25 protein-coding genes are annotated in these 26,730 nt (G+C 61.2%); 12 read left to right on the forward strand and 13 right to left on the reverse strand.

Annotated features, from left to right (window positions below; genetic code table 11):
* The first annotated feature begins 50 nt into the window (after positions 1 to 50).
* The 5 genes from ASG47_RS12990 to ASG47_RS13010 all read left to right on the forward strand — a co-directional run bounded on the left by ASG47_RS12990 (position 51) and on the right by ASG47_RS13010 (position 4,203).
* Entirely contained in the window at positions 51 to 1,478 is a 1,428-nt protein-coding gene (locus tag ASG47_RS12990; RefSeq protein ID WP_061909632.1) for a glutamate synthase subunit beta, read from the forward strand.
* Between the two features lie 323 nt (positions 1,479 to 1,801).
* Complete coding sequence (hpt, locus tag ASG47_RS12995) at positions 1,802 to 2,347, forward strand: hypoxanthine phosphoribosyltransferase (protein WP_061909634.1); 546 nt, start codon at positions 1,802 to 1,804, stop codon at positions 2,345 to 2,347.
* Positions 2,348 to 2,501: 154 nt separating this feature from the next.
* On the forward strand, positions 2,502 to 2,894 hold the full coding sequence (locus ASG47_RS13000) for a hypothetical protein (protein WP_156351796.1): 393 nt from the start codon (positions 2,502 to 2,504) through the stop codon (positions 2,892 to 2,894).
* A 14-nt stretch (positions 2,895 to 2,908) separates the two neighbouring features.
* Complete coding sequence (locus ASG47_RS13005; RefSeq protein WP_061909636.1) at positions 2,909 to 3,415, forward strand: sigma-70 family RNA polymerase sigma factor; 507 nt, start codon at positions 2,909 to 2,911, stop codon at positions 3,413 to 3,415.
* Positions 3,412 to 4,203, forward strand: a complete 792-nt coding sequence (locus tag ASG47_RS13010) for an anti-sigma factor family protein (protein WP_061909638.1) — start codon at positions 3,412 to 3,414, stop codon at positions 4,201 to 4,203. The genes ASG47_RS13005 and ASG47_RS13010 overlap by 4 nt, the downstream gene beginning before the upstream one ends.
* Before the next feature lie 176 nt (positions 4,204 to 4,379).
* Here ASG47_RS13010 and ASG47_RS13015 read toward each other — a convergent pair whose 3' ends face one another.
* From ASG47_RS13015 to ASG47_RS13050, 9 genes are all read right to left on the reverse strand, one after another.
* Entirely contained in the window at positions 4,380 to 5,399 is a 1,020-nt protein-coding gene (locus ASG47_RS13015; RefSeq protein WP_061909640.1) for an ABC transporter ATP-binding protein, read from the reverse strand.
* Positions 5,399 to 6,382, reverse strand: a complete 984-nt coding sequence (locus ASG47_RS13020; protein ID WP_061909642.1) for an ABC transporter ATP-binding protein — start codon at positions 6,380 to 6,382, stop codon at positions 5,399 to 5,401. Before ASG47_RS13020 ends, ASG47_RS13015 begins: the two co-directional genes overlap by 1 nt.
* Entirely contained in the window at positions 6,382 to 7,302 is a 921-nt protein-coding gene (locus tag ASG47_RS13025; RefSeq protein WP_061909643.1) for an ABC transporter permease, read from the reverse strand. Before ASG47_RS13025 ends, ASG47_RS13020 begins: the two co-directional genes overlap by 1 nt.
* A complete protein-coding gene (locus ASG47_RS13030; RefSeq protein ID WP_061909644.1) occupies positions 7,302 to 8,225 on the reverse strand; it encodes an ABC transporter permease in 924 nt (307 codons plus the stop codon). Before ASG47_RS13030 ends, ASG47_RS13025 begins: the two co-directional genes overlap by 1 nt.
* A 106-nt stretch (positions 8,226 to 8,331) precedes the next feature.
* Positions 8,332 to 9,954: a peptide ABC transporter substrate-binding protein gene (locus ASG47_RS13035; RefSeq protein ID WP_061909646.1), complete on the reverse strand. Its 1,623-nt coding sequence runs from the start codon at positions 9,952 to 9,954 to the stop codon at positions 8,332 to 8,334.
* 312 nt (positions 9,955 to 10,266) lie between these two features.
* Positions 10,267 to 10,431 (reverse strand): hypothetical protein, encoded by a 165-nt coding sequence (locus ASG47_RS20690; protein ID WP_156464094.1) that lies wholly within the window; start codon positions 10,429 to 10,431, stop codon positions 10,267 to 10,269.
* The gene (locus ASG47_RS13040) at positions 10,428 to 11,714 is read right to left on the reverse strand and encodes an acetyl-CoA C-acetyltransferase (RefSeq protein ID WP_061909648.1); all 1,287 of its coding nucleotides are present in this window, start codon (positions 11,712 to 11,714) and stop codon (positions 10,428 to 10,430) included. The genes ASG47_RS20690 and ASG47_RS13040 overlap by 4 nt, the downstream gene beginning before the upstream one ends.
* Positions 11,715 to 11,728: 14 nt before the next feature.
* A complete protein-coding gene (locus tag ASG47_RS13045) occupies positions 11,729 to 13,687 on the reverse strand; it encodes a 3-hydroxyacyl-CoA dehydrogenase NAD-binding domain-containing protein (protein WP_061909650.1) in 1,959 nt (652 codons plus the stop codon).
* 31 nt (positions 13,688 to 13,718) lie between these two features.
* On the reverse strand, positions 13,719 to 16,277 hold the full coding sequence (locus ASG47_RS13050; protein ID WP_244487093.1) for an acyl-CoA dehydrogenase: 2,559 nt from the start codon (positions 16,275 to 16,277) through the stop codon (positions 13,719 to 13,721).
* Between the two features lie 269 nt (positions 16,278 to 16,546).
* On the opposite strand from ASG47_RS13050, the gene ASG47_RS13055 reads away from it, so the two are divergent.
* The 3 genes from ASG47_RS13055 to ASG47_RS13065 are packed head-to-tail and all read left to right on the forward strand — an operon-like array spanning position 16,547 to position 19,177.
* Entirely contained in the window at positions 16,547 to 18,253 is a 1,707-nt protein-coding gene (locus ASG47_RS13055) for a long-chain-fatty-acid--CoA ligase (RefSeq protein ID WP_156464095.1), read from the forward strand.
* Positions 18,250 to 18,639, forward strand: coding sequence for a MerR family transcriptional regulator (locus ASG47_RS13060; RefSeq protein WP_061909652.1), 390 nt, complete (start codon positions 18,250 to 18,252; stop codon positions 18,637 to 18,639). Before ASG47_RS13055 ends, ASG47_RS13060 begins: the two co-directional genes overlap by 4 nt.
* Before the next feature lie 4 nt (positions 18,640 to 18,643).
* On the forward strand, positions 18,644 to 19,177 hold the full coding sequence (locus ASG47_RS13065; protein WP_061909654.1) for a hypothetical protein: 534 nt from the start codon (positions 18,644 to 18,646) through the stop codon (positions 19,175 to 19,177).
* On the opposite strand, the gene ASG47_RS13070 is transcribed toward ASG47_RS13065, so the two are convergent.
* The 3 genes from ASG47_RS13070 to ASG47_RS13080 form a co-directional block, all read right to left on the reverse strand.
* On the reverse strand, positions 19,174 to 20,310 hold the full coding sequence (locus tag ASG47_RS13070; protein WP_061909656.1) for a hypothetical protein: 1,137 nt from the start codon (positions 20,308 to 20,310) through the stop codon (positions 19,174 to 19,176). The genes ASG47_RS13065 and ASG47_RS13070 overlap by 4 nt on opposite strands.
* A gap of 79 nt (positions 20,311 to 20,389) precedes the next feature.
* Positions 20,390 to 21,955, reverse strand: a complete 1,566-nt coding sequence (locus ASG47_RS13075) for a cisplatin damage response ATP-dependent DNA ligase (protein ID WP_061909658.1) — start codon at positions 21,953 to 21,955, stop codon at positions 20,390 to 20,392.
* Positions 21,952 to 22,953, reverse strand: a complete 1,002-nt coding sequence (locus ASG47_RS13080) for a ligase-associated DNA damage response exonuclease (protein ID WP_061909660.1) — start codon at positions 22,951 to 22,953, stop codon at positions 21,952 to 21,954. The genes ASG47_RS13075 and ASG47_RS13080 overlap by 4 nt, the downstream gene beginning before the upstream one ends.
* 102 nt (positions 22,954 to 23,055) lie before the next feature.
* Here ASG47_RS13080 and ASG47_RS13085 point away from each other — a divergent pair, with 102 nt between their 5' ends.
* A complete protein-coding gene (locus tag ASG47_RS13085; RefSeq protein WP_061909662.1) occupies positions 23,056 to 24,069 on the forward strand; it encodes an alpha/beta hydrolase in 1,014 nt (337 codons plus the stop codon).
* A gap of 143 nt (positions 24,070 to 24,212) precedes the next feature.
* Here ASG47_RS13085 and ASG47_RS13090 read toward each other — a convergent pair whose 3' ends face one another.
* Positions 24,213 to 24,425: a SlyX family protein gene (locus ASG47_RS13090; RefSeq protein WP_061909664.1), complete on the reverse strand. Its 213-nt coding sequence runs from the start codon at positions 24,423 to 24,425 to the stop codon at positions 24,213 to 24,215.
* A gap of 147 nt (positions 24,426 to 24,572) precedes the next feature.
* Between ASG47_RS13090 and ASG47_RS13095 the strand changes: the two genes are divergently transcribed.
* From ASG47_RS13095 to ASG47_RS13105, 3 genes are all read left to right on the forward strand, one after another.
* Positions 24,573 to 25,130, forward strand: a complete 558-nt coding sequence (locus ASG47_RS13095) for a tryptophan-rich sensory protein (protein WP_061909666.1) — start codon at positions 24,573 to 24,575, stop codon at positions 25,128 to 25,130.
* A gap of 90 nt (positions 25,131 to 25,220) precedes the next feature.
* Positions 25,221 to 25,859, forward strand: a complete 639-nt coding sequence (locus ASG47_RS13100) for a DsbA family oxidoreductase (RefSeq protein WP_061909668.1) — start codon at positions 25,221 to 25,223, stop codon at positions 25,857 to 25,859.
* 48 nt (positions 25,860 to 25,907) lie between these two features.
* Positions 25,908 to 26,720 (forward strand): alpha/beta hydrolase, encoded by an 813-nt coding sequence (locus ASG47_RS13105; protein ID WP_061909670.1) that lies wholly within the window; start codon positions 25,908 to 25,910, stop codon positions 26,718 to 26,720.
* The last annotated feature ends 10 nt before the right edge of the window (positions 26,721 to 26,730 follow it).

The raw sequence follows: 26,730 nt of genomic DNA on the forward strand, positions 1-26,730 counted from the left end.
AATGTTGAGACGAGCGCTTTCAGCGCCGAAAATCAGATAGGGAAAAAGCCATGGGTAAGGTAACCGGCTTTCTCGAGATCGAACGCGAAGAGCCCCGCTACGAGCCGGCCTCCGACCGCATTCGTCACTTCGGCGAATTCACCATTCCGATGACCGAGGGCCGCATTGTCGACCAGGCGGCGCGCTGCATGGATTGCGGCATTCCGTTCTGTCACGGCGACACCGGCTGCCCCGTCCACAACCAGATCCCCGATTGGAACGATCTCGTTTACAACGGCGATTGGGAAGAGGCCGCGCGCAACCTCCACTCGACCAACAATTTCCCTGAATTCACCGGCCGCATCTGCCCCGCGCCCTGCGAGGAAGCCTGCACGCTCAATCTTGAAGACGCGCCCGTCGCGATCAAGACTGTCGAGCAGGCCATCGCCGATAAGGCGATCCGTTCGGGCTGGGTCAAGCCGCAGATCGCCAAGGAAAAGACCGGCAAGAAGGTCGCCGTGGTCGGCGGCGGTCCCGCCGGTCTCGCTGCGGCCCAGCAGCTCGCCCGCGCCGGTCACGAAGTCCACCTCTTCGAGCGCGAGCCCAAGGCCGGCGGTCTCCTCCGCTATGGCATTCCCGACTTCAAGATGGAAAAGGAACACATCGACTTCCGCACCGCGCAGATGGAAGCCGAGGGCGTCACTTTCCACTATGGCGCCAATATCGGCGTCAACAAGCCGCTCTCCGATCTCCAGCGCGACCACGATGCGGTCTTGCTCTGCGGCGGTTCGGAACGTCCGCGCGAAGTCGATGTCGAAGGCCAGCAATTTGCCGGCGTTCACTATGCAATGCCCTTCCTCGTCCAGCAGAACCGCCGCGTCGGCTATGAAGACGTCTCGGGCGAAATGCAGCTCACCGCCGCCGGCAAGCATGTCGTCGTCGTCGGGGGCGGCGATACCGCGTCCGATTGCGTCGGCACCTCCTTCCGCCAGGGCGCCATCGCCGTCACTCAGCTCGACGTTCGCCCCATGCCGCCCGAGCTGGAAAACAAGCTCACGAACTGGCCCAACTGGGCGGTCAAGATGCGCACCTCGTCCTCCCAGGCCGAAGGCGCCATCCGCGAATTTTCTGCCGGCACGATGAAGATCATCGGCAATGCCAAGGGTCAGGTCTCGGGCGTCGAATGCGCTCGCGTCGACCGCAAGCGCCAGCCGATCCCGGGTTCGGAATTCATCATCAAGGCTGACATGGTTTTGCTGGCCATCGGCTTTGCGGGCCCGGTCGTCGAAGGCATGCTGAGCGAACTCGGCGCCGACCTCGACAAGCGCGGCAATCTCTTTGCCGACACGATGAGCTACCGCACCTCGAAGCCAAAAGTCTACGCCGCCGGTGATATGCGCCGCGGCCAGTCCCTCGTCGTCTGGGCCATCCGCGAAGGCCGCCAAGCCGCCCGCGCCATCGACTTCGATCTGATGGGCAAGACGGATTTGCCGCGCTGAGAAGCGTGGCGAAGACAGATGGCCATGAGAGCTATGCTCGAATGGCAGTGTGCAATCTGTCCTCGCCCGTCTAGGGCGGGGATCTGATCTCGATGCAATCTAAAACTCGATTGTCACCCCGGCGAAAGCCGGGGCCCATCTTGAGATCTTAGGATCGATCCCGGCTCAAGGCCGGGATGACAGCCAGCGAATTTGCGACAAGGTGCTGCGATTGGTTGGTGCCCCCCGCGCCGCTAACGAAACTGCACCCAATTCCCGCTTTGGCTACCCTCAAAGCTAACGGTCTGCTAACAGTTCCGCCTCTCGCGTGACTCGGATCTGCCATGACCCAAAAGCCCTATGTCGTCGATGAACTGATCTCGGCCAAGTCGATCGCCGCCCGCGTCGAGGCCCTCGCAAAAGAGATATCCACGCATTTTGCCGATACCGATAAGCTCGTCGTCGTCGGCCTTTTGCGCGGCTCTTTCATCTTCATCGCCGACCTCGTCCGCGAACTCGACCTGCCCGTCGAGGTCGATTTCATCGAAGCCTCGTCCTATGGCAATGCCATGGAATCGAGCCGCGAAGTCCGCATTTTAAAGGATTTGCGCGGCGAAATCGCAAATCGCGACGTGTTGGTCGTCGAGGATATTATCGATACGGGCCATACACTTAAGCACGTCCTTGAAATCCTCGAAACGCGCCACCCGCGTCGCATGGAAGTCTGCGCCCTCCTCTCGAAACCCAGCCGCCGCGAGACCGAAATCAACGCCAAATGGCTCGGCTTCGAGATCCCCGATCGCTTCGTCGTCGGCTATGGCATCGACTACGCCCAACGCAATCGCAACCTCCCGCACATCGGCGCCGTCCGCTTCACCGACGAAGCTTGATCATTCCCTCATACCGGCCCGCCGGGTGTGATCGCGAGATCTTCAGGGCTTTTTATCCCCGGGACAAAAATTTAAAAAAACGGGATTAAACGAACGCCACCGGTGTTCGTCTTCCTGCAGGCCGCATTGCGTGGCTGCTGCAAGGAGAAAACCAATGATCCTGCGTTCCGTTCTCGCCGGCGCCTTCGCGCTGGCCCTCGTCGCCGCTCCCGCCTTTGCCACCGACTATGTCGGCGGCGCGGTCAAATCCACTGATATCGCTGGCAAATCCGTCTTGACGGATGCCAATGGCATGACGCTCTACATCTTCGACAAGGACACGGCCGGCGTCTCCAATTGCTACGACACCTGCGCCGAAAAGTGGCCGCCGCTGTTCGCCGACGCGTCTGCCAAGGCAGAAGGCGATTTCACCATCGTCGACCGTACCGACGGCACGAAAATGTGGGCCTACAAGTCTATGCCCCTCTACTACTGGTATGAGGATACCGCAGCCGGCGAAACCAAGGGTGACGGCGTCGGCGGCGTCTGGCATCTTGCCATCGAATAATCCCGAGGCCGATTTTGGCTGACATCCTGCACGAGATCGAAGACGCCGTCCCCGCTCTGCGCCGCTATGCGCGCGCGCTGACGCGGGATATCGATCGCGCCGACGATCTCGTGCAGGATTGTCTCGAACGCGCCATTTCCCGGCGTCGGCTGTTCCGGCCGTCTGGTCCAGTGCGCCCCTGGCTTTTCACCATTCTCGTCAATCTCTACCGCAACAGCCTTCGCGGTCAGCGCCGCCGCGGCGAAACGCTTGATCTCTCGAGCATTCCCGAGCCAGCGGTCCCCGCCGCCCAGCCCGGCCATCTCGCGCTTGCTGAACTCGCCCGTGCCATCGACACCCTGCCGCCTGAGCAAAAGGAGGCTCTGCTTCTGGTGACCCTCGAAGGCCTTGCCTATAAGGAGGCCGCCGACATTCTCGCTATTCCCCTCGGCACGCTGATGAGCCGCCTTGGCCGCGCCCGCGCGACGCTGAAAACCCTGACTGGCGCGCCCGCCGAACCCCATCTGAGGACCGTCAAATGAGCGACATCACCCGCGATACGCTCATGGCCTATGTCGATGGGCAGCTCGATCCCGCGCGCTGTGCAGAAGTCGAAGCGTTCCTTGCCACAAATCCGGATGCGGCAGCTGAAGTCGCGCTCCTGCAGCGTCAGGCCGACGCTATCCGAACCCTTTACGCTCCAGCCGGCGCCGAGCCCGTGCCCCCACGTCTCTCGGTAAACCGTCTCGCCCGCGCCCAAGATCAGCGCCGCAGCCGGTTTTGGACCCAGGCTGCCGCTGCCGTCGTGCTTCTCAGCCTCGGGCTTGGCGGCGGCTGGCTCATTCGCGGCAATACCGATACGCCCGCCATTGCCGATCGTCTTATCGCCGATGCCGTCAGCGCCCATACCGTCTATGTGCTGGAAAAGCGCCACGCCGTCGAAGTCGGTGGCGACGAACAAGAGCATCTCTCCTCCTGGCTTTCGAACCGCCTCCAGACCACTCTCGCCATGCCCGACCTCACGGCATCCGGCCTCACCTTCCTCGGCGGCCGCCTGCTCCCCGCGGCTGATGTCCCCGGCGGCAAGGCCGCGCAGCTAATGTACGAAGACACCAATGGCGAGCGCCTGACGCTCTACATCACCCCGCGCCCCGCCGCCGACGCCCCCCGCACCGAAGTCGCCACCCTCGGCCTCGACACCGCGCTCTTCTGGGCCGATGACGTCCTCACCTGCACCATCACCGCCCCCTATTCGGCGGAAAAACTGCAGGGGATCGCCGGGTCCGTGTTTTCCCAGCTCAATCCGGGCACACCGAATTACCGGACCTGATTGGCTCTTGCACGGCCCACAGCCCCACTCTTTGTGACCCCGGCCTTGAGCCGGGGCCCATCCCCAAATCTCAAGATGGATCCCGGCTTAAGGCCGGGATGACAGCCAGAGAGTGTTGAAAATCAAAAAAAATGGCGGACACCAGGTGCCCGCCACTCTCCAACTTTGAGAAACTCTTATGCCGGAACGACAACCGGCGCTTCGACTTCGATCTCCCGCCAGCGAATGCAGGCGACGAGCCGCCCGCCCTCGATCGATTCAAGCGGGGGCCGCGTTTCCGCGCATTGTGGCTTGGCGAACCGGCAGCGCGTGCGGAATGTGCACCCCGATGGCGGATTGATCGGCGATGGAATTTCGCCCTTGAGCGCATCGATATTGCGCTGTCGCGCCAGTTTCGGATCGGGGATGGGCACCGCCGTCAGCAGCGCCCGTGTATAGGGGTGCTTTGGGTCCTCATAGATCTCGTCTCCGGTCGCAAGCTCAACAATCCGCCCGAGATAGAGCACGAGGATGCGATCCGACACGTGCCGCACCACCGAAAGGTTGTGCGAGATGAAGATCAGCGTCAGCCCGAATTCGTCCTTGAGCTCGGCCAAGAGATTGAGAATCTGCGCCTGGATCGACACGTCGAGCGCGGAAACCGGCTCGTCGCAGACGATCAGCTTCGGGTCGGTGATCAGCGCCCGGGCAATGCCGATACGTTGCGCCTGCCCGCCCGAAAATTCGTGCGGATAGCGGTTGATCATTTCGGGCAAGAGGCCGACCGCTTCCATGGTCTTGACGACCTTGGCGCGACGATCGGTCTTGTTCATTTCCGGACGCAGCGTCTTGAGCGGATCTTCGATGATATCGCCCACGGTCATGCGCGGATTGAGCGAAGCCAGCGGATCCTGGAAAATGATCTGGAGATCAGCGCGACGCTTGCGCATTTCTTCGGCCGGCAGTTTCGTCAGGTCCTGGCCAAGCCAGAGCACCTGGCCCTCGTCCGGCGAGAGCAATTGCAGGATGCAGCGGCCGAGCGTCGACTTGCCGCAACCGCTTTCGCCCACGATCCCGAGCGTTTCGCCCTTCTTGACCGAGAAGTTGATATTTTCAAGGGCCGTCAGGCTCAGCGCACGGCCGAAAAGCCCGGTAGAGATTGAAAAGGTCTTCTTGAGGTCCCTGATCTCGATCAGATTGGTTGGGGTCTCGATCATTACGCGACCTTTCCATATTTGAGCGGGCCTTCATAGAAACACGCCTTCTCACGCCCGCTTTCGGTGGGCATCAGCGGCGGACGTTCCTCGAGGCACCGGTCGAAGCAGAAGGCGCAGCGCGGATTGAACGAGCAGCCCTTGGGCAGGTGTTCAAGGCTCGGCGGCAGGCCCTGGATCGGGTCGAGCCGCGCCGCGCGCTGGGCGATATGTGGAGTCGAGTGCAAGAGCCCAAGGGTGTAGGGGTGGCGCGGATCATAGAACAGATCGTCGACCGTGCCCTTTTCGACCGCCCGCCCGCCATACATGACCATCATGCGATCGGCGACGCCGGCAACGACGCCGAGATCATGGGTGATGATCACGAGCGAGGTGCCAAAGTCTTCGGTCAGCGACTTGAACAGGTCGAGCATCTGCGCCTGCACGGTCACGTCGAGCGCCGTGGTCGGCTCGTCGGCGATCAGGATCTTCGGCTGGCAGAGGAGAGCCATGGCGATCATCACGCGCTGGCGCATGCCGCCGCTCATCTCGTGCGGATAGGCATTGGCGCGCTTGACGGGTTCGGGAATGCCGACCCGTTCGAGCATTTCGATGGCGGCCTTTTCAGCCTTGCCCTTGTCGAAACCGCGATGCTTGACCAGCACTTCGGCCAACTGGGTTTTGACCCGCAGGCTCGGATTGAGCGAGGTCATCGGATCCTGAAAAATCATCGCGATATCCTTGCCGCGGATGCGATCAAGGCGCGATTTTTCCATGCCGACGAGATTGACGTCGCCCAGCATAGCCCGGCCGCTGGTGCGGCCGTTCTTGGCGAGGAGCCCCATGATGGAGAGGAAAGCCTGGCTCTTGCCCGAGCCGCTTTCGCCCACCACGGCAAGCGTTTCTCCCGCTTCGAGCGAGAAGTTGAGGTCGTTTACCGCGCGCACTTCGCTCTCATGCAGAGCAAAGGTGACGCCGAGGTCTTCTACGGAAAGAACTTTGGTCATCAGCGATCCTTGGGGTCGAGCGCGTCGCGCAGACCGTCCCCGATATAGGTGAGGCAGAAGAGCAGCGTGACGAGCACAGCCGCTGGCGCAAGCAGCATCCAGGGCATGACTTCGGCAACCGGCGCACCGGCCGAAATCAGCGTGCCGAGCGAGGTCTGCGGCTCCTGCACACCAAGGCCGAGATAAGAGAGGAAGCTCTCGGCAATGATGATTTCAGGAATGGTCAGGGTTGCGTAGATCACCACCGGCCCGGTCAGGTTCGGGACGATGTGGCGCATGATGATGGTAAAGGGCTTTGCCCCACCGGCACGCGCCGCTTCGACGAATTCCTTCTCCTTGATCGAGAGCGTCTGTCCGCGCACGATGCGCGCCATGGTCAGCCATTCGATGGCGCCGATACCGACAAAGAGCAGCACTGGATTGCGCCCGAACATCACGACGAGAATGATGACGAAGAGAATGTAGGGAAGTGCGTACATGATATCGACGATGCGCATCATCACCGCGTCGACCCGGCCACCAAAGTAGCCCGCTACCGCGCCATAGACGACGCCGATCGTCACCGACACAAAGGTTGCGACAAACGCGACGATCAGGCTCATTTGCGTGCCCTGCAACACACGCGCCAGCATATCGCGGCCGTTTTGGTCGGTCCCGAAATAGTGCCCCACCTCGAAATTGGGCGGCTTGCGGATATTGCTCCAATCGACCTGGGAATAGCCCCAAGGCACGAAATAGGGCCCGATGATCGCAAGGATGACGATCGTCACCAGGACGAAGATCGAGATGACGGCCATCTTGTTGCGCACGAGGCGCCGCATAGCGTCCTGCGTCAGCGAACGGCCCTTCGGCGCATCGAGCGTCGCAAGCTTATTGGCATAGGTCGTAAGGACCTGGTCTTTACCGGTCAGGCCAGCCATCAGCGGTACCTCACCTTGGGATCGAGCCAGGCATAGACGAGGTCGACGATCAGATTGAGCGCGAGAATAATGAACATGTAGAGGATGGTCGTCCCCAGAACGACGCCATAGTCGCGGTTGAGCGCGGCCGTGACGAAATATTTGCCGATACCGGGCAGGCCGAAAATCTGTTCGACGGCCAGCGAGCCGGTGAGGAGGTAGGAGAGGCCCGGTCCGAGATAGGACACGACGGGCAGCAGCGCCGGCTTGATCGCGTGGCGCGACAGCACCAGACGTTCACCAAGCCCCTTTGACCGCGCAGTGCGCACGTAATTGGTGCCAAGCACTTCGATCATCGAGCCACGCATCAGGCGCGAGATACGCCCCGCATGCGGCCAGGCGAGAACGGTCACCGGCAAGATGAGGTGCCAGACGCTCCCGCTGACCCAGCCACCGGCCGGAACCCATTTGAGGTAAACGCCGAACCAGAGCTGCAACAGCGCGGCCATCAGGAAGTTGGGGATCAGCACGCCCACCATCACGGCGAGCACCAGCACATAGTCCGGCCACTTGTTCTGATAAACGGCGGCCACCATGCCGGCGAGCATGCCGATGGCGGTCGCGATCACGAAGGCGCAGAGCGCCATGGTCAGGGTGAACGGAAAGCCGATGGAAATGAGCTGGCTGACATTGAAGCCGTCGATCACCATCGAGGGACCAAGGTCGCCATGCAAAAGGCGCCAGATATAAAGGAAATACTGCACGACCAGCGGCTGGTCGAGATTGTAGTGCGCGCGCAGGTTCGCCAACACGGTCGGGGGCAAGGCACGCTCGCCGTCGAAGGGACCACCGGGCGCAAGGCGCAGAATGAAGAAACAGGCTGTGACGGCAATCAGTGCGATCGGAATAGCCGAAAGCACACGCCGGAAGGCATAGGCCAACATGTATCGTGAACTCCTAAGCCGTTGCGCCAGAAACGGAGGGGCCGGAGGGCGCTAGACGGCAAAAGAACCGTGGGGGCACCGGGCCCCCACGTTTCGTATTTTCCGCTTATTCCGACTTCGAGAGCCAGCGGGTGCGGAAGATGTTCTTGGCGTTTTCTTCGAAGCCCGAGATCTTGGGCGATACGACGTCCTTGGACACGTACCAGTAGATCGGGATCGCAGCGAAATCGTCCATGGCGATCTTTTCGGCCTGGGCCAGGAGCTTGGCGCGGGCATCGAGATCGAGCTCGGTCGAAGCCTGGCTCAGGAGGCCATCAAACTCTTCGTTCGAGAAGCGACCATAGTTGTTACCCCAGTTCATCGTGCCGGCCTGGTTGGTGCCGGTCTTGAGGAGGTCGAGGGTATTGGACGGATCCGAATAGTCGAGCAGCCAGCCGGCACGGCCGACCTGGAAGTCGCCAGCGCGCAGCGCATCATAGTGCACGGCGGTTTCGGCGTTGAAGAGCTCGACCTTGACACCGATCGGCTCCCACATGGCGGCAATCGCCACGGCGATGCGCTGGTGGTTGTCATTGGTGTTGTAGCGCAGCTGCAGGGTCAGCGGCTTGTCCGGACCGTAACCGGCTTCGGTCATCAGTTCCTTGGCATGCTCGACACGCTCTTCATAAGGCGTCGAAGCCCATTCCGGCATGTAAGCATCGGCTTCGGCGACATAGTTGTTGGTGCCCGGCGGCACCCAGCCATAGGCCGGCAGCTCGCCCGTGCCCAGGATATCGGGCCCGATCACTTCACGCAGGACCGTCGTCGACAGCGCTTCGCGGATGCGGACGTCGGAGAGGACCTGGCCCTCTTCTTGGTTCATCACGTAGTAATAGACACCGAGGAACGGCACGACATGCGCCTGGCCCGGCATATTGTCCTGCAGCCACTGATACTGGTCAGCGGGGAAGTCGGTCAGGATGTCGAATTCACCGGCGCGGTAGCGGTTGAGCGCTGCGGCCTGATCTTCGAGCACATGGTAGAATACTTCGTCGATCTTGACGTTGGCGGCATCATAATAGTCCGGGTTCTTTTCCGAACGGACATAGGAGCCTGGCAGCCATTCCTTGATCAGGTATGGGCCATTGCCGACGATGTTGGATACATTGGTCCACTGGTCGCCGAACTTTTCAACCAGATGCTGCGGAACCGGATAGGCGGTGTAGTGCGTCAGCGCATCGAGGAAGAAGGGGGTCGGGGCTTCGAGCGTGATTTCGAGGGTCTTGTCGTCGATCGCCTTGACACCAAGCTCGTTGAAATCGGTGATTTCGCCCGAGTTGATCTTTTCCGAGTTCTTGATCGGGAACTGGAGGTAAGCATAGTCCGCGGCAGTTGCCGGGTTGAAGAGGCGCTGGAACGCGAAGACGAAATCGCCCGCGGTTACCGGCTCGCCGTCCGACCACTGAATGCCGTCACGAAGGTGGAAGGTATAGACAGTGCCGTCTTCCGAAATGTCCCAGCTTTCGGCCTGGCCAGGAATGGCCTCGGCCTTGGCGTTTTCCGTAAGCAGGCCTTCAATGTAATCGCCGATGACGCGGTTTTCCCAGTCACCCGAAGCCTTGTGCGGATCCAGTGTGCCCGGATCACCGCCATTGTGCAGCTGCAGAGTAACGGCTGAAGCCGCCGTCGACATCATCAGCGCCATGGCGCCGGCGGTTGCGATCGCCTTGAAGGCTGTCGTGAACGTCATTGTCGTCCCATCTCCTTGTGGAATTCTTGAATTGTATTCCGTGTGTTTGCCCACACGGCCCCACCCTTTCACAAAGGCCCTCGCCTTTGCTCAAGATTGCTGGACGGTATCTCGCGAAACCGTCCACTGACAAGCAAAAGATTGACCTAAGCGTAAACGTGCGACGTTTTGTTAACATCCTGTAAGCCTTGGCAAGGCTTTCCGGTTCACAACGCGTTGAGGGAAACTGGTTCCCGAAAAGGCCATTCTGCGGAATAGCCGCATCCGACGCCGGAAAATCCTGCGTGTCACGCTGGTCATTTGCAGAAAGACTTATTGGCCTATCATGCCGGACTTGCTGACGAAATAAATCGCCAGCGCGATTGCCAAAAGCACGGCAAAAGGTAGCCACGAGGGCATGGGGCCGCGCGGCTTTTTCGGCTGCGGCGGCTCGGGATTTTTCTCGGGCCGCCGGAATTTGATGACATTATCGCTCATAGAGCACTTTCTACCAGCGCAGCGACGCCCATACCACCCGCCGTACACACGGAAATCAGTGCGCGCTTGCGCGTCTCTGTGGACAACAGCTTTGCCGTCAGTCCCAGGATGCGCGCGCCAGTCGCTGCGAAGGGATGCCCATAGGCAAGGCTCGAGCCCTTCACATTGATCTTGGCTGGATCGATTTCCCCGAGCGCTTCGTCACGCCCGAGCACATCCTTGCAATAGGCGGGGTCTTTCCAAGCCTTGAGGGTGCAGAGCACCTGCGCCGCAAAAGCCTCATGCAGTTCGAAGTAATCGATGTCGGCAAAGCCGAGCCCGGCCCGCTCCAGCATTTCCGAAACCGCGATGGTCGGCGCCATCAGAAGGCCTTCGCCATGCGCAAAATCATTGCCGGCAACGCGGCCCATCGTAAGATAGGCAAGGATCGGCAGGCCGCGTGCCTTGGCCCAGTCTTCGCTCGCGAGCAACACGCCGGCGGCGCCATCCGTCAGCGGCGTCGAATTGCCGGCGGTCAGCGTGCCATGGCCTGAGGATTTGTCGAAGGCGGGCTTCAGCGTCGACATCTTGTCGAGATTGCTGTCGGCGCGGACATTGTTGTCCTGCACCAGTCCGGCACATTGGACGAGCAGGTCATCATGAAACCCCTCATCATAGGCCTTGGCCGCATTCCGATGGCTCGCCACCGCCAACTCGTCCTGGCTGCGGCGGGAAATGCCCCATTCGCGTGCCATCAATTCGCAGTGCTGGCCCATGGACATGCCGGTGCGCGGTTCATTGACCGATGGCGCCACAGGCGTCAGCTCGCCAAAGGAAAATCCCTTGGTGAATGCCTTGAGCTTGTCGCCCGTCGTCTTGGCGGCATTGGCATCGAGCAGGCGATGCTGGAATTTCGAGCCGAAGACGATGGGGCTGTCCGAAACAGTATCGGAGCCCGCGGCAATGCCACTGTCGATCTGCCCCGAGGCGATCTTGCCGGCGAGGACCAGCGCCGCCTGGAGGCTCGTGCCGCACGCTATCTGCATCGTCGTGCCCGGCGTCCGCGGCGAAAGCCCGGCGTCGAGCAGAGCCTCTCGGGCGATGTTGAAATCGCGCGAATGGTTGATCACCGCCCCGGCGATGACCTCGTCGATTTTCTCGCCTTTTAGGCCATATTTATCCGCGATCCCGCCAATGGTCGTTGCGAGCATGGAAAGATTGGTTTCGTCAGCATAGGCCGTGCCGCCGCGGGCAAAGGGAATGCGGGCCGAACCGACAATGGCAACGCGCTTCAATTCAGTCATTATCCTGCTCCCCTTTACGCACGACCGTCGGCACGGGCCCTGAGCGGCCCGCCAAGGAATGGCGCAAAGCCCGTTCCCATGATGACGCCAACATCGGCGAGATCGGCATTGGCCACCACGCCTTCGCTCACCACCACTTCGGTCATGTCGACAAGCGGCTTCACGAGTTCGCGGCCAAGCGCCACGAGATCATCCCGCTGCGGCGCCGGTCCCTTGATGGCCTTGCCCTTTTCCCATTTGTAAAAACCTTCGCCGGTCTTGCGGCCGAGCTTTCCCTCGGCGATCAGCCGAGCAAACGTGCTGCCATCCGGCACCGAATGCCCAAGCTCGGTCGCAACCGATTTGCCGACATCGAGCCCCACCGTGTCCATCAGTTCGATCGGCCCCATCGGCATGCCGAAGGCGACAGCGGCCGCATCGAGCAATTCCTTGCTTTCGCCGCGCTCCACCCGCTCGACGGCGCCCAGCATGTAGGGCATGAGCACGCGATTGACGAGGAAGCCGGGCGCGGACTTGACTACGACCGGCGACTTGCCGATCGCCAGCGCAAAGCTCGCGCCCTTGCCGATCGCCTCATCCGAATTGAATTTGGATTTGATCACCTCAACCAGCGGCAATTGCGCCACCGGATTGAAGAAATGAAGCCCGATCAGCCGCGCCGGGTCCTGCAGCGCCTCGGCAATGCGTTCGAGTTCGATGGAAGACGTATTGGTCGCCAAGATCGCGCCAGGCTTGAGCTTGCCTTCGACGCTCTTGAAAATCGACTGCTTGACCTCGAGCTTTTCGACCACCGCCTCGATAATCACATCGGCCCGCGGCACGCCATTGCCCTGAGGGTCAGCGGTCAGCCGCAGCATCGCCGCATCGACCTCGCGCTTCTTCTTGTAGCGCTTTTGGAAGAGTTTCTTTGCCCGATCAAGCGCCGGCTGGATCCGCGCCATGTCGAGATCCTGCAACGTGACGCTCATGCCGCGATAGGCGCACCAGGCTGCAATATCGCCGCCCATGACGCCGGCACCGATGACATGGACGCGCGAAAATTTCGCGCCCTTGAGCCCCTGCTTCTTGAGCCCTTCGGAGAGGAAAAACACCCGTCGAAGATTGGCTGCCGTCGGCGAACCCATCAGCGGCACGAAGGCATCGACCTCGTGGCGGATCATCGATTGCCAATCCCCGCCATGCTGCTCGAACAGTTCGATCAGCGCATAGGGCGCGGGATAATTGACGCGGTTGGCCTTCTTGCCCACCTCTTCACGCATCTTGTTGGCGACATAGTCGCGGAGGAGCGGCCCAGCCATGGCGCGCTTCAAAAATCCCGCTGGCTGGGATTTGCGATGCTGCAGCACAGCCTTGCGGCCTTCCCAGCGCAGCATGTCGCGATGCCGCACGAGCTTGTCGACGAGATTGAGCCCCCGCGCCTGTCCAGCGCGCAGCATCTTGCCGGTCAGCATGATCTGCATCGCTTCCACGGGCCCAGCTTGGCGGATCGAGCGGCCGGTACCGCCAAAGCCCGGGAAGATGCCGAGATTGACCTCGGGGAAGCCAATGCGGGTTTTGTCGTCATTGACGGCGATACGATAGTGACATGCCAACGCCAGTTCGAGCCCGCCACCAAGGCAGAAGCCATGGATACCGGCGACAACCGGCACCTTCAAATTCTCGATCCGCGAAAACAGCGCATGCGTGCGCTTGAGCGCTTCGGGCAACACTGAAAAGTCGCTCATCGCGTCGAATTCGCTGACATCCGCCCCGGCGATAAATCCTGAATCCTTGCCCGAGAGCAGCACGATCCCGATGATTTCCTGGCTATTGGCCAAGTCCTCGAAGCGGGCGACCAGGGTTTCGAGCTCCATGATCGCTTCCCGGCTCAGCGTATTCACCGAGCCCGTCGGCGAACTGATGGTCAGCCAGCCGATTTTTTCGAGATCGGTATGGAAGCTCCAATGCTTGGTCTCGGTTGCCTGCGCGATCATGCTTGCTCCTCTTCAATCCGCCGCTTGACGCCTATTCGGCCGCCGTCCGCTGTTCTGTGTGCTTGAGCACATCCTTGTCGAAATCATCCACCTGCACGGCGCGCTCGGTGGCCTCGTCGGCCGCCCGCATGATGCCGGCTTCATTGTCGTTGATCACCCCTGCCGCCACCGCATCGGCAATGGCGTCGCGGTCGAGACGGCGATCAAACACGCCGCGGCGCGACGCCTTGATGAACCGGGCTTCGATTTCTTCGGCCTCCGTAACCTTGATGAGCGCATCTTCGAGAACGCCCGTCACGTCATTTGGGTCCATGCTCACATAGACGCCCGTGGTCAGCCGATCGCGGAACGCACCGGGACGGAGCACCGCGCGGACGAACTTGTAATTGACGTCATCCGCGGCAGGCTTCGCGTGCCGCCCGAGCGGGAAGCAGAGGAAGCGCATGGCCGTGGCGAAAACCGGATTGGGGAAATTGTCGAACACTTCGCCAAAGGTCTTTTCCATCGAGGCAATTCGATCCTCCATGATCGCATCGACCACATCCCGATCTTCGGCCAGACGCCCTTCTTCCTCGAAACGCTTCAGCGTTGCCGACATGATGTAGAGGTCGCCCAGGATATCGGCCATGCGGCCCGAAATCTTCTGCTTGGCCTTGAGCGCCCCGCCCAGCACCACCGTCGTCCAATCCGCCGTCAGCGCAAAGGCCTGCGAATAGCGGTGCAGCTTGCGATACCACCCCGCCATCGGCCCATCATTGGGCGAGGAGGCGAATGAACCATTGGTCAGCCCATGGAGGAAGCTCGCAACAATATTGCGCAGCATGAAGGCCGTGTGCCCGCCAAAGGCAGCGTCAAAGGCATCGATTCCCTTCTGCCGATCCTTGCTCTGCGCCGCCTGCACTTCCTTGAGAAGGTAGGGATGCGCGCGCAAAACGCCCTGCGCGAAAGTCATCAGCGTGCGCGTCAAAATGTTGGCGCCCTCGACCGTGATCGCCACCGGCAGCGCTTGATAGGCGCCGAACAGATAATTGCCAGGCCCGTCCTGAATGGCGCGGCCACCCTGGATATCGAAGGCATCATCCATGCTGTCGCGCATGGCTTCTGTCGTCGTATATTTAAGGAGCCCCGCGATCACCGCCGGGCGCTGGCCCTCATCGACCATCGACGCCGTCAATCGCCGCGCCGCTTCAAAACTATAGGCGCGCTTGACCATCTCGCCGAGCGGCTCCGCCACGCCTTCCATGGTCCCAACCGGAATGCCGAACTGCCGCCGCACCCGCGCATAGGCCGAAGTCGCGCGCAGCGTCGCCTTGATCGAAGTCGACCCGATTGCCGGCAGCGAAATCGCCCGGCCTGTGGAGAGACACTCCATCAACATGCGCCAGCCCTGCCCGGCATAGTCCGTGCCACCGATCAGAAACTCGATAGGCACGAACATATCCTTGCCGCGCACCGGCCCGTTCATAAACGCCTGCCGCGCCGGGAAATGGCGCCTGCCGATATCGAGGCCCGGATGGTCATGGGGAATAAGCGCCAGCGTAATACCGATATCCTCGCCGCGACCAAGGAGATTGTTTGGATCCTTGAGGATGAACGCGAGCCCGACCAGCGTCGCGATCGGCGCAAGCGTAATATAGCGCTTGTCGAAGGTCAGGTTGACGCCCAGCGTCTCCTCGCCATTCCACATGCCCTTGGTAACAATACCAATATCGCGCATGCCGCCGGCATCCGATCCCGAATGCACGCCGGTCAGCGCAAAACATGGAATATCGACGCCCGTCGCCAGGCGATGGAGATACTTTTCCTTCTGCGCTGGCGTGCCATATTTTTCGAGCAATTCGCCGGGTCCGAGCGAATTGGGCACCATGACGGTAATCCCCGCCGCAACCGAGCGGCTCGCGATCTTGGACACGATCATCGACTGCGCCTGGGCCGAAAAGCCCAACCCCCCATGCTCCTTGCCGATGAGCATGCCCAAAAAGCCCTTGTCGCGCAGGAACTGCCAAAGCTCGGGCGAGAGATCGGCACGATTGTGCCGAATGTCCCAATCGTCGATCATCTCGCAGGCCGTCTTGGTCGGCCCATCGAGAAAAGCCTCTTCTTCCGCTGTCAGCGTCAGTGGCCGAATTTCGGTCAGCTTGTCCCAGTTAGGCCGACCCGAAAACAGCTCCGCATCCCAGCCGACGGTGCCGGCATCGAGCGCTTCCTGCTCGGTGCGGCTGACGCGCGGCAGGATGGATTTGACGGCCCCGAAGACCGGCGTGATCACCAGCGCCTTGCGCAAGGGCGCGACGCTCAAAGCCAGAAGCACGAGCCCGAGGACGATCAGCAGCCAACTGCCAAAGCCGAGCCCAAATTCGGGATGGACCGGACCAAAATTGACGCCGGACAACAGCCCCAGCGCCAGCGTTGCGACGCCCCAATGCCAAAGCGGACTTTCCCGCATGGCCAAGGTTGCGAATGCCACGATCGCGATCACGAAAAGCAATAGGCCCACTGCACTGTCCTCCTCGGACGGCGCGACGCCATTGGTTGGGGCGTCGCCCGCAAGTCCAAACCGTAGCCGCCCATGGGGCAGCTTTATGATCACGCGCGAAGAAAACCGCGTTGCAATCATCGTTGCCTTAAAACTAGCAACGTTTACGTAAACGTCAACCAGGCGCCCAATACGTTCACACGATCTTGGGTATCTGCTCCTCCCGCAATGGCGCCTTGCGCGGCACCATTTCCTCCAAAGTTTACGGGCAGTTGTTTGACGCTAACGTAAAGGCGTGAAATAATTCTTGTCAGTGTCGGCGGGAGGAATGGCACAGGTCGAAAAGACCACGGCGCCGCCGGCCTCTTGAGGAGGAGTAGTTTATGACGGCAGCCACGGACCGCCTGCGCCCCTGGATCGCCAACTATCCCGACGGCATCGATTGGCAGACCGAGATCGATACGTCGCCTGTCCATGAACAGGTCTTGGCCGCCTGCGCCCGCAACCCGTCAGCCGTCGCGCTCGATTTTCTGGGCGGCACCACCACATTCGGCGAGCTCTCCAAAAAGATTGTCGCCTTTGCCGGCGCGCTGCAGTCCGAATTCGGCGTCCAGAAGGGCACCCGCGTCGCCCTCATGCTGCCCAACACGCCATTCTATCCCATCGCCTATTATGGCGTGCTGCGGGCCGGCGGCATCGTCGTCAATTGCAATCCGCTTTATACCGTCGCCGAGCTCAGCCACATCACCGCCAATGCCGGCGCTGACCTCATGGTCACGCTCGATCTCCAGCAGATTTACGAAAAGGGCGAGGCGCTGCTCAAGGCTGGCCACGTCAAATCGCTCGTCGTCTGCCATTTCCCCGATGCCCTGCCGCTTGCAAAGAAGGTCCTCTTCTCGCTCTTCAAGCGCAAGGACATGGCGCACCCCAGGAAATCCCCGCTTGCGAACCAGATCACAGCCTTCGACGATCTGATTGCCCTCAAGCGCACCCCGAGCGCCATCCACATCGACGCCAAGACCGATATCGCGGTCCAGCAATATACCGGCGGCACCACCGGCATTCCCAAGGGCGCGCTGCTGACCCACGCCAATATCGCGGCCAATATGAGCCAGATCGACAAATGGGGCTGCGGACTCTTTTATCCGCCCTCCAAGGTCGTCGCCGTTTTGCCCTTCTTCCATATCTTTGCGATGACCGTCTGCATGAATGTGCCGCTCTGCAATGGCACCCAGGTCGTCATGCTGCCGCGCTTTGAGTTGAAGGCATTGCTCGATCTTCTGGCGCGCACCAAGGCCAATGTGCTCCCCGCCGTGCCGACGCTGCTCAATGCTGTTGCCCGCGCGGACACGACCAAGGCCGAGCATCTCGCAAGCCTCGAAGTCGCGATTTCCGGCGGCGCCGCCCTGCCCGACGAAGTGCGCAACGCTTTTGCCAAAAAATCCAAGGCCATTCTCGCCGAAGGCTATGGCCTGACCGAAGCCTCGCCTGTCGTCTGCTGCGCCGCGCTTCGCGTCGCTTCAAAACCCATGTCCATCGGTCTCCCCCTCCCCGGTACCGATATTCGCTTCATCGATGTCGATACCAAGGAGGAAGTCGGCATCGGCGAAAATGGCGAGCTGCAGGTCAAGGGCGCGCAGGTCATGCCGGGTTATTTCGAAAATCCGCAAGCGACAGAGGAAGCCTTTGACGACGGCTGGCTGCGCACGGGCGATGTCGGTCACATGGACGAAGACGGCTATGTCTTCCTTGTCGATCGCATCAAGGACCTGATCATCTGCTCGGGCTTCAACGTCTATCCGCGCATCATCGAAGAAGCGCTGATGACCCATGACGCGGTCGAGGAAACCAATGTCATTGGCGTGCCCGATACCTATCGCGGCGAGGCGCCCGTCGCCTATGTCAAGCTCCGCGCCGGCAAGGCCGTGAGCGAAACCGATCTCAAGCACTTCCTTGCCGAAAAGCTCAACAAGATCGAAATGCCCAAGGAAATCATCTTCAAGGACGCGCTGCCCAAGACGCTGATCGGCAAGCTCAGCAAAAAGGAATTGCGCGCCGAATACGCGAAAGAGAAGGCCGCCCACTCGTGAGCCCTGTCGATCCCGAAAGCACCGAACTTTATTCGATTGCCGACCTCGCCAAGGAATTCGGCATTTCGACCCGCGCCATTCGCTTTTATGAAAGCAAGGGCCTGATTTCGCCCGAGCGGCTCGGCGCCACCCGCGTCTTCCGCCGCCGCGATCGCGCCCGGCTGATCCTCATTCTCCGTGGCAAGCGCCTTGGCTTTTCCCTCCGCGATATTTCCGATTATCTCGCGCTTTATGACGCTGACCGCGGCCAGCAAGTCAGCCTTTTATCGGAAAAAGTGGATGAGCGTTTAGAACTCCTTGAACAACAACTCGCCGACCTTCAAACCACGATTGCCGAGCTGCACGAAATCCGCAAACTTGCACGCGATCGAGTCGTTTTGAGTTAGACCCATGTCCGAGCTGTTCACGCCATTGACCGATGGCACCGGCCATCCCAGTCGCTGGCCCTCTGCCATGCTGGTCTGCAGCCAGACCGAAGCGCGCCGCAATGGTGCCGAATGGGCCCCGACCCACATCATTTCGGTCTATGGCCCGGAAAACCGCTATCTCGGCCTGCCCGATTTCGACCAGACGCGCCAAATCCATGCGCGCTTCGAAGACGTGGTGGATCCCAGCGCCCCCGGCGCACCGACCCCGGCCCATATCGAAGAAATCCTAGGCTTCATCGCGACGCTCCCCAAAGACGCGCGCCTGATGATCCACTGCCTTCAGGGCCGCACCCGCGCCGCCGCCATTGCCCTCGGCATTTTGGCGCGCACGCTCCCCGCCGACAAAGCCGGCCAGGCGATTTTCCGCACCGTGCCCCAGGCTTCTCCCAATCCCCTGCTGGTAGCCTTGTTCGATCGCGCCCTCGGCCACGATGGCAAGTTGATCAAGGCCGGCCGCAAATTCCCCTCGACGGGCCTTCGCGCAGCGGTCGCCTAGACGCTCTTGGCGAAAAGCCCGCCTGAACCGGAATAGGCGCTGGTCATATAGGCAGCCCGCGCCTTGTCGAGATTGCTGACGGCAGTATCGAGTTTGTCCGCGCTGAGCGGGTCGCTGCTGCCCAGAACACCAATGATCCCGGCCAAGCCCTCGGCGATCCGCGTTCCGACCGCGCCTGCACTGCCGATATCGTTTTGCGCCGCCTTGATCAGGCTCACCATGGCCTGTCGCGCCGACATCTGCTTTGTGCGCCGCTCGATCGCAGCGGTATCGGTGGTCTTGACCACGCGTTCATAGCCGGTCACGACGCTTTCCGTGCCGTCCTCGACCTGCTCTGATCCGGAAATATACGTCTCCGAACCGACCTCGTACCGCTCGCTGCCCGTCTTGACGCTTTCACGGCCGACAATGACGGTTTCAGTTCCCGTCTGCACCTGCTCGGTGCCATTCTGCTCGCGGACCGTCCCCGTCTGCTGCCGGTTCACAGTCCCCGCCGACAAACCAAGCTTGTCGAGCGCCGTGCCGGAAAGATCGAGCAGCTCGTTGGTGACTTCTGCTAGCGTCAGGCTCTCGGCGTTATCGGTCTTGAGGGACAGATGGCCACTAGTATCAAGACTTGCAGTGAGCCCGCTCACGCTACTGAGCGCCGCGACCATCGCGGACTGGAATGAACCCGCGCTCGCCGTATAAGCAAAATTATGGGTGGCGCCGTTTTGGGTCACCGCCACGGTGCTCCCGGTAAACTGCACACGCGCGGCGGCTCCCGATCCGACCTGCACCGAAAAATCGGCCTTTTCATCGAGCCCAGCCGCAGTCGCCGACGCAAAGCCCCGCAGATCCCGGCTTCCCGTGAGCTTGGTCTCATAGACGGGACGATCCGCATAAGTTGGCCGCGTCTCGTAGACCGCCCGGTCCTCGGTTACATCCCGCTCGGTATAGACATCGCGCATCCCATAAGTCGGCCGGCTCGCATAGACCGGCTGGGTTGCAAAGCGGATGCGCGTCTCGCGCTTGACCTCTTCGGTGGTCTTGCTTTGGCCGATCGTGCTTTTGAGCGTGACGAGACTTTGCCGCGCCTGCTGAAAGCGCGCGGGGACACTCGGCTGGTTATAGCTTGCGGCGCTGATGGCCATGGCACACTCCGTCTCCAAGCCATGCCAGACGGGCGCTAAACCCCGCTCAAGACATTGGGTCGCATTTTATCGACCGTACTCAACCGACGAAGGCATCCATATCCTCAAGCCGCGCCGCCTCCTGCGCCGGCTTGTCCCAGCGGATGCGGCTGATGCGCGGAAACCTGAGCGCGACGCCCGATTTGTGCCGCCCGCTCTTTTGCGCGCTATCGAAGGCCACTTCAAACACGAGTTCCTTCTTTACCTCGCGCACGGGTCCGAAACTGGCGGTCGTGTGCGCCCGGATCCACTTGTCGAGCTGCTTCAACTCCTCATCGGTGAAGCCAAAATAGGCTTTGCCGATCGGCACGATCTCGTTGCCCTTCCAGACCCCGAACGTATAGTCAGAGTAATAGGAGCTGCGCTTGCCGTGCCCGCGCTGGGCATACATCAGCACCGCATCGACGACATTGGGATCGCGCTTCCATTTGAACCAAAACCCCTTGGGCCGCCCCGGCACATAGGGCGCGGTCCTGAGCTTGAGCATGACGCCCTCGTGGCCATGTTCATCGGCGCCCATCCGCCGCAATCGCCCCAGGTCTTCCCAATCGGCAAAGGGCAGAATTTCCGAGATATCGAGCCGCGTCTGCGGATTGGCCGCGAACCATTTTTCAAGCCGCGCCCGCCGCTCTTCCCAGCCGAGCGCCCGCACATCCTCGCGCCCATCGAACAGGATGTCATAGACCCGCACGAACGCTGGCAGCTCCTGCATCTGTTTGCCCGAAGCCACCTTGCGATTGAGCCGCTGCTGCAGATCATTAAAGCTCTTCGCGTCAAAGTCCTGCCCGACCAAGAGTTCGCCATCGAGCACCGCTTCGCCCTTGGCATTCTCGACCACATCGGGAAACGAGCCGCCGATATCGTCGCCTGTGCGCGAAAACATCGAGACCCCGTTTGGCCCCATGACGAGCTGCACGCGGATGCCGTCCCATTTCCATTCGGCCGAAAAATCCTTGGGCTCGAGTTTTTCGAAATCCCGGTCCTCGATCGGATTGGACAGCATCAGCGGATGAAACCGCGCCGCATGGTCGATGTCGGGCCGCGCGGCCTTCCCCTCGAGCCAGGCAAAAAGGTTCTGATAGGGCGGCTTCAACCCATGCCAGACTTCCTCGATATCCTGGAGCGGTACGCCGCTCATCTCCGCCAGCGCAGTCTTCGCCAACCGCGCCGAAACCCCGATGCGCAATGCCCCGGTCGCGAGCTTCACCAGCGCCCAGCGCTCATGGATCGCCGCCTGGCTCAACAGCCCGCCCATCACCTTGGGCAAGTCCGCCTTGCTCGTGCGGTTGAGGAGATCCACCGTCTCGCTCAAGCTGGGCAATTCCCCCTCGCCCTTATGCGGCCAGATCAGCGCGATGGTCTCGCCGAGATCCCCGACATAGTCATAGGACAGCGCAAAGAGCGTCTCGTCGACCTCACGCAACACCGTCTCGCGCAACAGCGCCGGCTTGACGTTGCGGATGTCCATTTCCCCCGTCAGCACCGCCAGCGCAATGCCCCGATCCGGGTCCGGCACTTCGGTAAAATAGCGCTTTAGCGCTTCGATCTTCCGCAAGCGCGAGGGCGTCAGCGCCAGAAGTTCAAGCAAATCCGCAAACTGCTTCATTCCCCGCCCTCCCCGCCATCGTCATCGAGCCCCGGCAGTGCCAGCGGCTCGGCATCGAGCCCCTGCTGCCGGCACCAATAAACCAGCGCATCCTCGCGCCCATGCGTCACCCAAACCGTTTCCGCGCCGCATTCGAGGATCGACGTATTGAGTTCACCCCAATCGCAATGGTCGGAAATCACCAGCGGCAATTCCACCAGCGCCTGTCTTGCGCGCTGCTTGACGCTCATCCAGCCCGAAGCCTGGCACACGACGGGATCGGGGAACCGCCGGCTCCACCGGTCGCGAATGGCCGAGGGCGGCGCGATGACGATCTGCCCCATCATCTCCGCCTTCGGCATCCCCGTCGCCGGCAGCAATTCCCCAAGCTCGACCCCAAGCGCCTGATAGAGTTCGCAGAGCCGCACCATGGCGCCATGCAGATAGATCGGCTTGTCCCAGCCGGCATCGCGCAACAGCGCAATCACCCGCTGCGCCTTGCCAAGCGCATAGCTGCCAACGAGATGACAGCGCTCGGGCTGCGCCTCGACCGATTTCAGCAACCGGCCGATTTCGAATTTCGGATCGGGATGCTGAAAAACCGGCAGACCAAAGGTCGCCTCGGTCACCAGGAGATCGCAATCCACCGCCTCATAGGGCTGCGCCGTACGGTCGCGGAGCCGCTTATAATCCCCCGTCACCACGGCCCGCTGCCCGCCCTGCTCCATCAGCACCTGCGCCGACCCCAGAATATGTCCGGCGGGATGAAAGCTCACGGTCATGCCGTCGATCTCAAGCGGCATGCGATAGTCGAGCGCCTCGAACCGCCCAGCGCAATCGACGCCATAGCGCACCTTCATGATTTCGATCGTGTCGGGTATCGCCAAAACGCTGCCATGGCCCGACCGCGCATGGTCGGCATGGCCATGGGTAATGATGGCACGCGGCTTCGGCTCCGCCGGATCGATCCAGGCGTCAATGGCAGGAACGTAGAGATTGCGGTCTATGAGAAAGCCCATAATTCCTCCAACGACTCTTGCCGCCCCCCGGTTCACATCGTCTTGCCAAGGACATGTTGGTGGGCCAAACCTCGTGCCCAACGAGCAAAGGGAGCCAAGACCATGCGCCGCACCAGCCACCCCGCCGGCACCATTCATCGCCTGACCGTGGAGAGCAAAGCCATCGCTGGCAATCGCCTTGGCGACCCCACTGCGCGCTTGGTCGATGTCTATGTCCCGGCCGGTCACACCGGCACCGGCCTGCCGTTGCTTGTAGACCTCGTCGGCTTCACCGCCGGCGGCCCGGCCCACACCGCCTGGAAAAACTTTGGCGAAAACGTCCCCGAGCGCCTCGATCGCCTGATCGGCGACGGCAAGATGCCGCCCGTCGTCGTCGCCTTCCCCGATTGCTTCTCGCGCCTCGGCGGCAATCAATATGTGAACAGCCCCGTCCTCGGAAATTACGAAGATTTTCTCATCCGTGAGATGGTCCCGACGGTCGAAGAAAAACTCAACTGCGGCGGCGCCGGCAGGCGCGGCGTTTTCGGCAAATCCTCAGGCGGCTTCGGCTCGCTCGTCCACGCCATGCTGCATTCCGATTTCTGGGCTGCGGCAGCCAGCCATTCGGGCGATGCCGGCTTTGAAAATCTCTATATCCCCGAATTCCCCGGCACCCTGCGAACGCTCGCCAAATTCGGCAACGATATCGAAAACTGGCTCCGCGCCTTCGAGGCGAAGCCCAAGATCGATGGCAAGGACACCCTGGTCCTGATGATCCTCGCCCAGGCCGCGAGCTTCGACCCCGACGACAACCCCGACACCTTCCTCGGCCTCCGCCTGCCCGTCACCATGGATACCTGCGAATTGATCGACGAGCGCTGGGCCAATTGGCTCAAATGGGACCCGGCCCGCATGGTCGAAACCCATGCCGACGCCATCGGCAAACTGAAGGCTTTCTATCTCGATTGCGGCACCGAGGATCAATACAACATCCTCTACGGCTCCCGCCGCATCCACAAAACCCTCGAGCAAAAGGGACTTGCCCACCGCTACGAAGAATTCCCCGACAACCACTCCAGCGTCGATTACCGCATGGACATCAGCCTGCCCTACCTGGCGGAGGCGCTCTCTCAGTAGTGGGCTGACCCGTCGGAAGTTCGCTCAGGCTGAGACGAGAATGGTGATTTCCGAGAACCGGAGCGGAGCGTACATCGGTACGTGAGCACCGGAAGCGCAGGAAATTGCCATTCGCAGGCCAGGATGAGCGAACTGCCGATGGGTCAATAATGCGGAGGCGGCTTCTCGTTCGCCGGATCCGCAATATAGCTCCCGCTGCGCACCTGCTCTTCCATGGCATCAAGCCGGCGCCGCAACTGCTCCATCGCCGTCCACTGCTCGGTGATGACGGCGTTGAGATCCTCGATCGTCTGGTCCTGAAACGCGATGCGGCTTTCGAGCCGATCCAGGCGCTGGTTTACGTCGTCGTCACTCATCGCCAATCCCTCTTCATGCGTCCCGCACATAGCTCTGGCCTGTCCCTGCGGCAAGCCGGGTCTACACGGGAGCGTGTTGACGTTTAGGGAACTTCTTCGTGCAATTCGCCATTGACTCCGCGAAATCGAACAATTCGGGAGCCTAAAATGGCGACCTTGACGGCTCAAAATACGACGCTCGCTCCGACCGCTCACAAGGCGGAAATCGGCAATGTCGCACGTCCCGTTCTGTCGGCCCTTCTCCCCCTAGCCGGTTTTGGCGCGGCCAATTTCATGGCCGAAAGCCTCGGCGTCATGCCGCTGTTTTTCTCGCCTGCCGGCCTTCCGGGCTGGGTTGGCGCCGGCATTCACCTCGTAGCACTTGCCATGGCCGGTCTCGGCATCGGCATTGCGTATGGCCAAGGGTTGCGGGGTCGCAAGGCTCTGCCATGGGGCGTTGCCCTCATCATTGGCATGATCGCTTTTCCCTTCTTTGCCGCTCCGCTTGATTCGCTGCAGCTTGCCCTCGTCATGACGGGCGTCACGATGCTTGGCCTCGCAACGTCCATCCGCGTGGCGCGCGTCTCGCGCCTTGGTGGCTGGCTGATGATCCCCATGCTTGGCTGGATTGGCTTTGGCGCAGTGCTTGGCCTTGCCATCTCCGCCGCCTGGGCTCCGCCTTTTGCCCTGGTGACCGCACAGAATCCAGCGCCTGCTGCCATCTAACGGCCGGCCAGACAAGTTACCCAAAGGTGCCTTCTTGCGGGTCTGCGTTAAGCAGCCCACATGGGGGCACCTTTCATTTTGGAGCGAACCATGGCTCGCACGCTCAAGATTGACGTCTTCACCGATGTCGTTTGCCCCTGGTGCCTCGTCGGCTCGGCCCGTCTCGATGCCGCCCTCGCCAATGTCCCCGACGATGTCGATGTGGTCGTCGAAAATCACCCCTTCTATCTCGACCCGACGGTTCCGCCCGAAGGCGTCGATGTCGGCGAGATGCTCAAGCAAAAATACGGTCGCGATCCCAAGGAAATGTGGGAGCGGGTCGAAAGCGAAGCCGCCAAGGCCGGCATCACGCTCGATCTCTCCAAGCAGCCGCGCATGTTCAACACGGCCAAGGCGCACACCATCACGCGGCTCTCCAAACCCAATGGCAACCAGCACGAATTGGCCAATGCCATTGCCGAGGCCTATTTCCTCGATCACCGCCAGATCAACGACGACAATATCCTCGCCGATATCGCCGCCGAATTCGGCTGGGATCGCGGCGATGCGCTCGACGCGATGAACGACGCCAATGAGCTGGCAACCACCGAACAGCTCGCCACCTCCGCCTCCCAGCAGGGTATTCGCGGCGTGCCGTTCTTCGTCTTCGGCGAAAAATACGCCCTTTCGGGTGCGCAGCCGGACGAGGTCTTCGCCCAAGCCCTTGAGAAAACAATTTCCGAGATTTGAGATCGGCGAGACGCTATAGCTGACCCGAATGATTTGAGGATCGCATCGGTGAAGCGCCTACGTCTTGCTCTTCTGGCCCTGGTGGGGCTCGTCGTCATCGCCTATCTCGGCATCGTCGGTTACATGTATGTCAATCAGCGCGCCCTGCAGTACAATCCGTTCGGCGAGGTAACCACCCTCGCCGAAGCCGGCATTCCCGGCGCCCAAGACGTCGCCATTCCGGTGGATGGCTCCGTCGTCGATGGCTGGTACAAGGCGCCATCGCCCGGCAAGCCGCTGATCATCTACTACAAAGGCAATTCTGAAAGCTTCTCGGCTGAGCACGAGCGCTACCAGACCTTTGCCGCCGAAGGCTACGGCTTCCTCGCTTTTGACTACCGCGGTTTCCCCGCCTCGCCCGGTTCGATCAGTGAAGCCGGCATCCTCGATGATTCCATCGCCGCTTTCGATTGGGCGCAGAAGCAAGGCTTTCCCCTCGTCATCTGGGGCCGCTCGCTCGGCACGGGCCCGGCGACCTATGTCGCGAGCCAGAGGGATGCGCTCGCTCTGCTTCTCGAAACGCCCTTCCTCTCCGCTGTCGGCGTCGCCGCCGAGCGCTATCCCTTCCTGCCGGTCAGCCTCGTCATGCTCGATCAGTTCCATTCCGATCAGTGGATCGCCAATGTCACCGAGCCGGTTTTCATCGGCCACGGCACGGCTGATCGCACCATCGACGTATCGAATGGCGAACGGCTCTATGATCTCGTACCCAAGAAGGACGAACTTTGGATCGTCCCGGGCGCCGACCATTCCGATCTGTGGGATGCTGGCATCTGGGCTAAGGCCAAGGCTTTTTTCACCCGCGCCGGAGCCGTCCGCTGACCGTCTCATC

The organism is Devosia sp. Leaf420 (assembly GCF_001425445.1).
In the GTDB taxonomy this organism is placed as follows: Bacteria; Pseudomonadota; Alphaproteobacteria; order Rhizobiales; family Devosiaceae; genus Devosia.

What these genes read in the sequence shown, in the direction of transcription:
- ASG47_RS13065 (WP_061909654.1), top strand. Translation starts at nt 18,644, where the DNA reads ATGTCCGAGCTGTTCACGCCATTGACCGATGGCACCGGCCATCCCAGT.
- ASG47_RS13055 (WP_156464095.1), top strand. Translation starts at nt 16,547, where the DNA reads ATGACGGCAGCCACGGACCGCCTGCGCCCCTGGATCGCCAACTATCCC.
- ASG47_RS12990 (WP_061909632.1), top strand. Translation starts at nt 51, where the DNA reads ATGGGTAAGGTAACCGGCTTTCTCGAGATCGAACGCGAAGAGCCCCGC.
- ASG47_RS20690 (WP_156464094.1), bottom strand. Translation starts at nt 10,431, where the DNA reads ATGAGCGATAATGTCATCAAATTCCGGCGGCCCGAGAAAAATCCCGAG.
- ASG47_RS13045 (WP_061909650.1), bottom strand. Translation starts at nt 13,687, where the DNA reads ATGATCGCGCAGGCAACCGAGACCAAGCATTGGAGCTTCCATACCGAT.
- ASG47_RS13100 (WP_061909668.1), top strand. Translation starts at nt 25,221, where the DNA reads ATGGCTCGCACGCTCAAGATTGACGTCTTCACCGATGTCGTTTGCCCC.
- ASG47_RS13030 (WP_061909644.1), bottom strand. Translation starts at nt 8,225, where the DNA reads ATGTTGGCCTATGCCTTCCGGCGTGTGCTTTCGGCTATTCCGATCGCA.
- ASG47_RS13025 (WP_061909643.1), bottom strand. Translation starts at nt 7,302, where the DNA reads ATGGCTGGCCTGACCGGTAAAGACCAGGTCCTTACGACCTATGCCAAT.
- ASG47_RS13090 (WP_061909664.1), bottom strand. Translation starts at nt 24,425, where the DNA reads ATGAGTGACGACGACGTAAACCAGCGCCTGGATCGGCTCGAAAGCCGC.
- ASG47_RS13085 (WP_061909662.1), top strand. Translation starts at nt 23,056, where the DNA reads ATGCGCCGCACCAGCCACCCCGCCGGCACCATTCATCGCCTGACCGTG.
- hpt (WP_061909634.1), top strand. Translation starts at nt 1,802, where the DNA reads ATGACCCAAAAGCCCTATGTCGTCGATGAACTGATCTCGGCCAAGTCG.
- ASG47_RS13070 (WP_061909656.1), bottom strand. Translation starts at nt 20,310, where the DNA reads ATGGCCATCAGCGCCGCAAGCTATAACCAGCCGAGTGTCCCCGCGCGC.
- ASG47_RS13035 (WP_061909646.1), bottom strand. Translation starts at nt 9,954, where the DNA reads ATGACGTTCACGACAGCCTTCAAGGCGATCGCAACCGCCGGCGCCATG.
- ASG47_RS13020 (WP_061909642.1), bottom strand. Translation starts at nt 6,382, where the DNA reads ATGACCAAAGTTCTTTCCGTAGAAGACCTCGGCGTCACCTTTGCTCTG.
- ASG47_RS13040 (WP_061909648.1), bottom strand. Translation starts at nt 11,714, where the DNA reads ATGACTGAATTGAAGCGCGTTGCCATTGTCGGTTCGGCCCGCATTCCC.
- ASG47_RS13095 (WP_061909666.1), top strand. Translation starts at nt 24,573, where the DNA reads ATGGCGACCTTGACGGCTCAAAATACGACGCTCGCTCCGACCGCTCAC.
- ASG47_RS13075 (WP_061909658.1), bottom strand. Translation starts at nt 21,955, where the DNA reads ATGAAGCAGTTTGCGGATTTGCTTGAACTTCTGGCGCTGACGCCCTCG.
- ASG47_RS13080 (WP_061909660.1), bottom strand. Translation starts at nt 22,953, where the DNA reads ATGGGCTTTCTCATAGACCGCAATCTCTACGTTCCTGCCATTGACGCC.
- ASG47_RS13010 (WP_061909638.1), top strand. Translation starts at nt 3,412, where the DNA reads ATGAGCGACATCACCCGCGATACGCTCATGGCCTATGTCGATGGGCAG.
- ASG47_RS13015 (WP_061909640.1), bottom strand. Translation starts at nt 5,399, where the DNA reads ATGATCGAGACCCCAACCAATCTGATCGAGATCAGGGACCTCAAGAAG.
- ASG47_RS13000 (WP_156351796.1), top strand. Translation starts at nt 2,502, where the DNA reads ATGATCCTGCGTTCCGTTCTCGCCGGCGCCTTCGCGCTGGCCCTCGTC.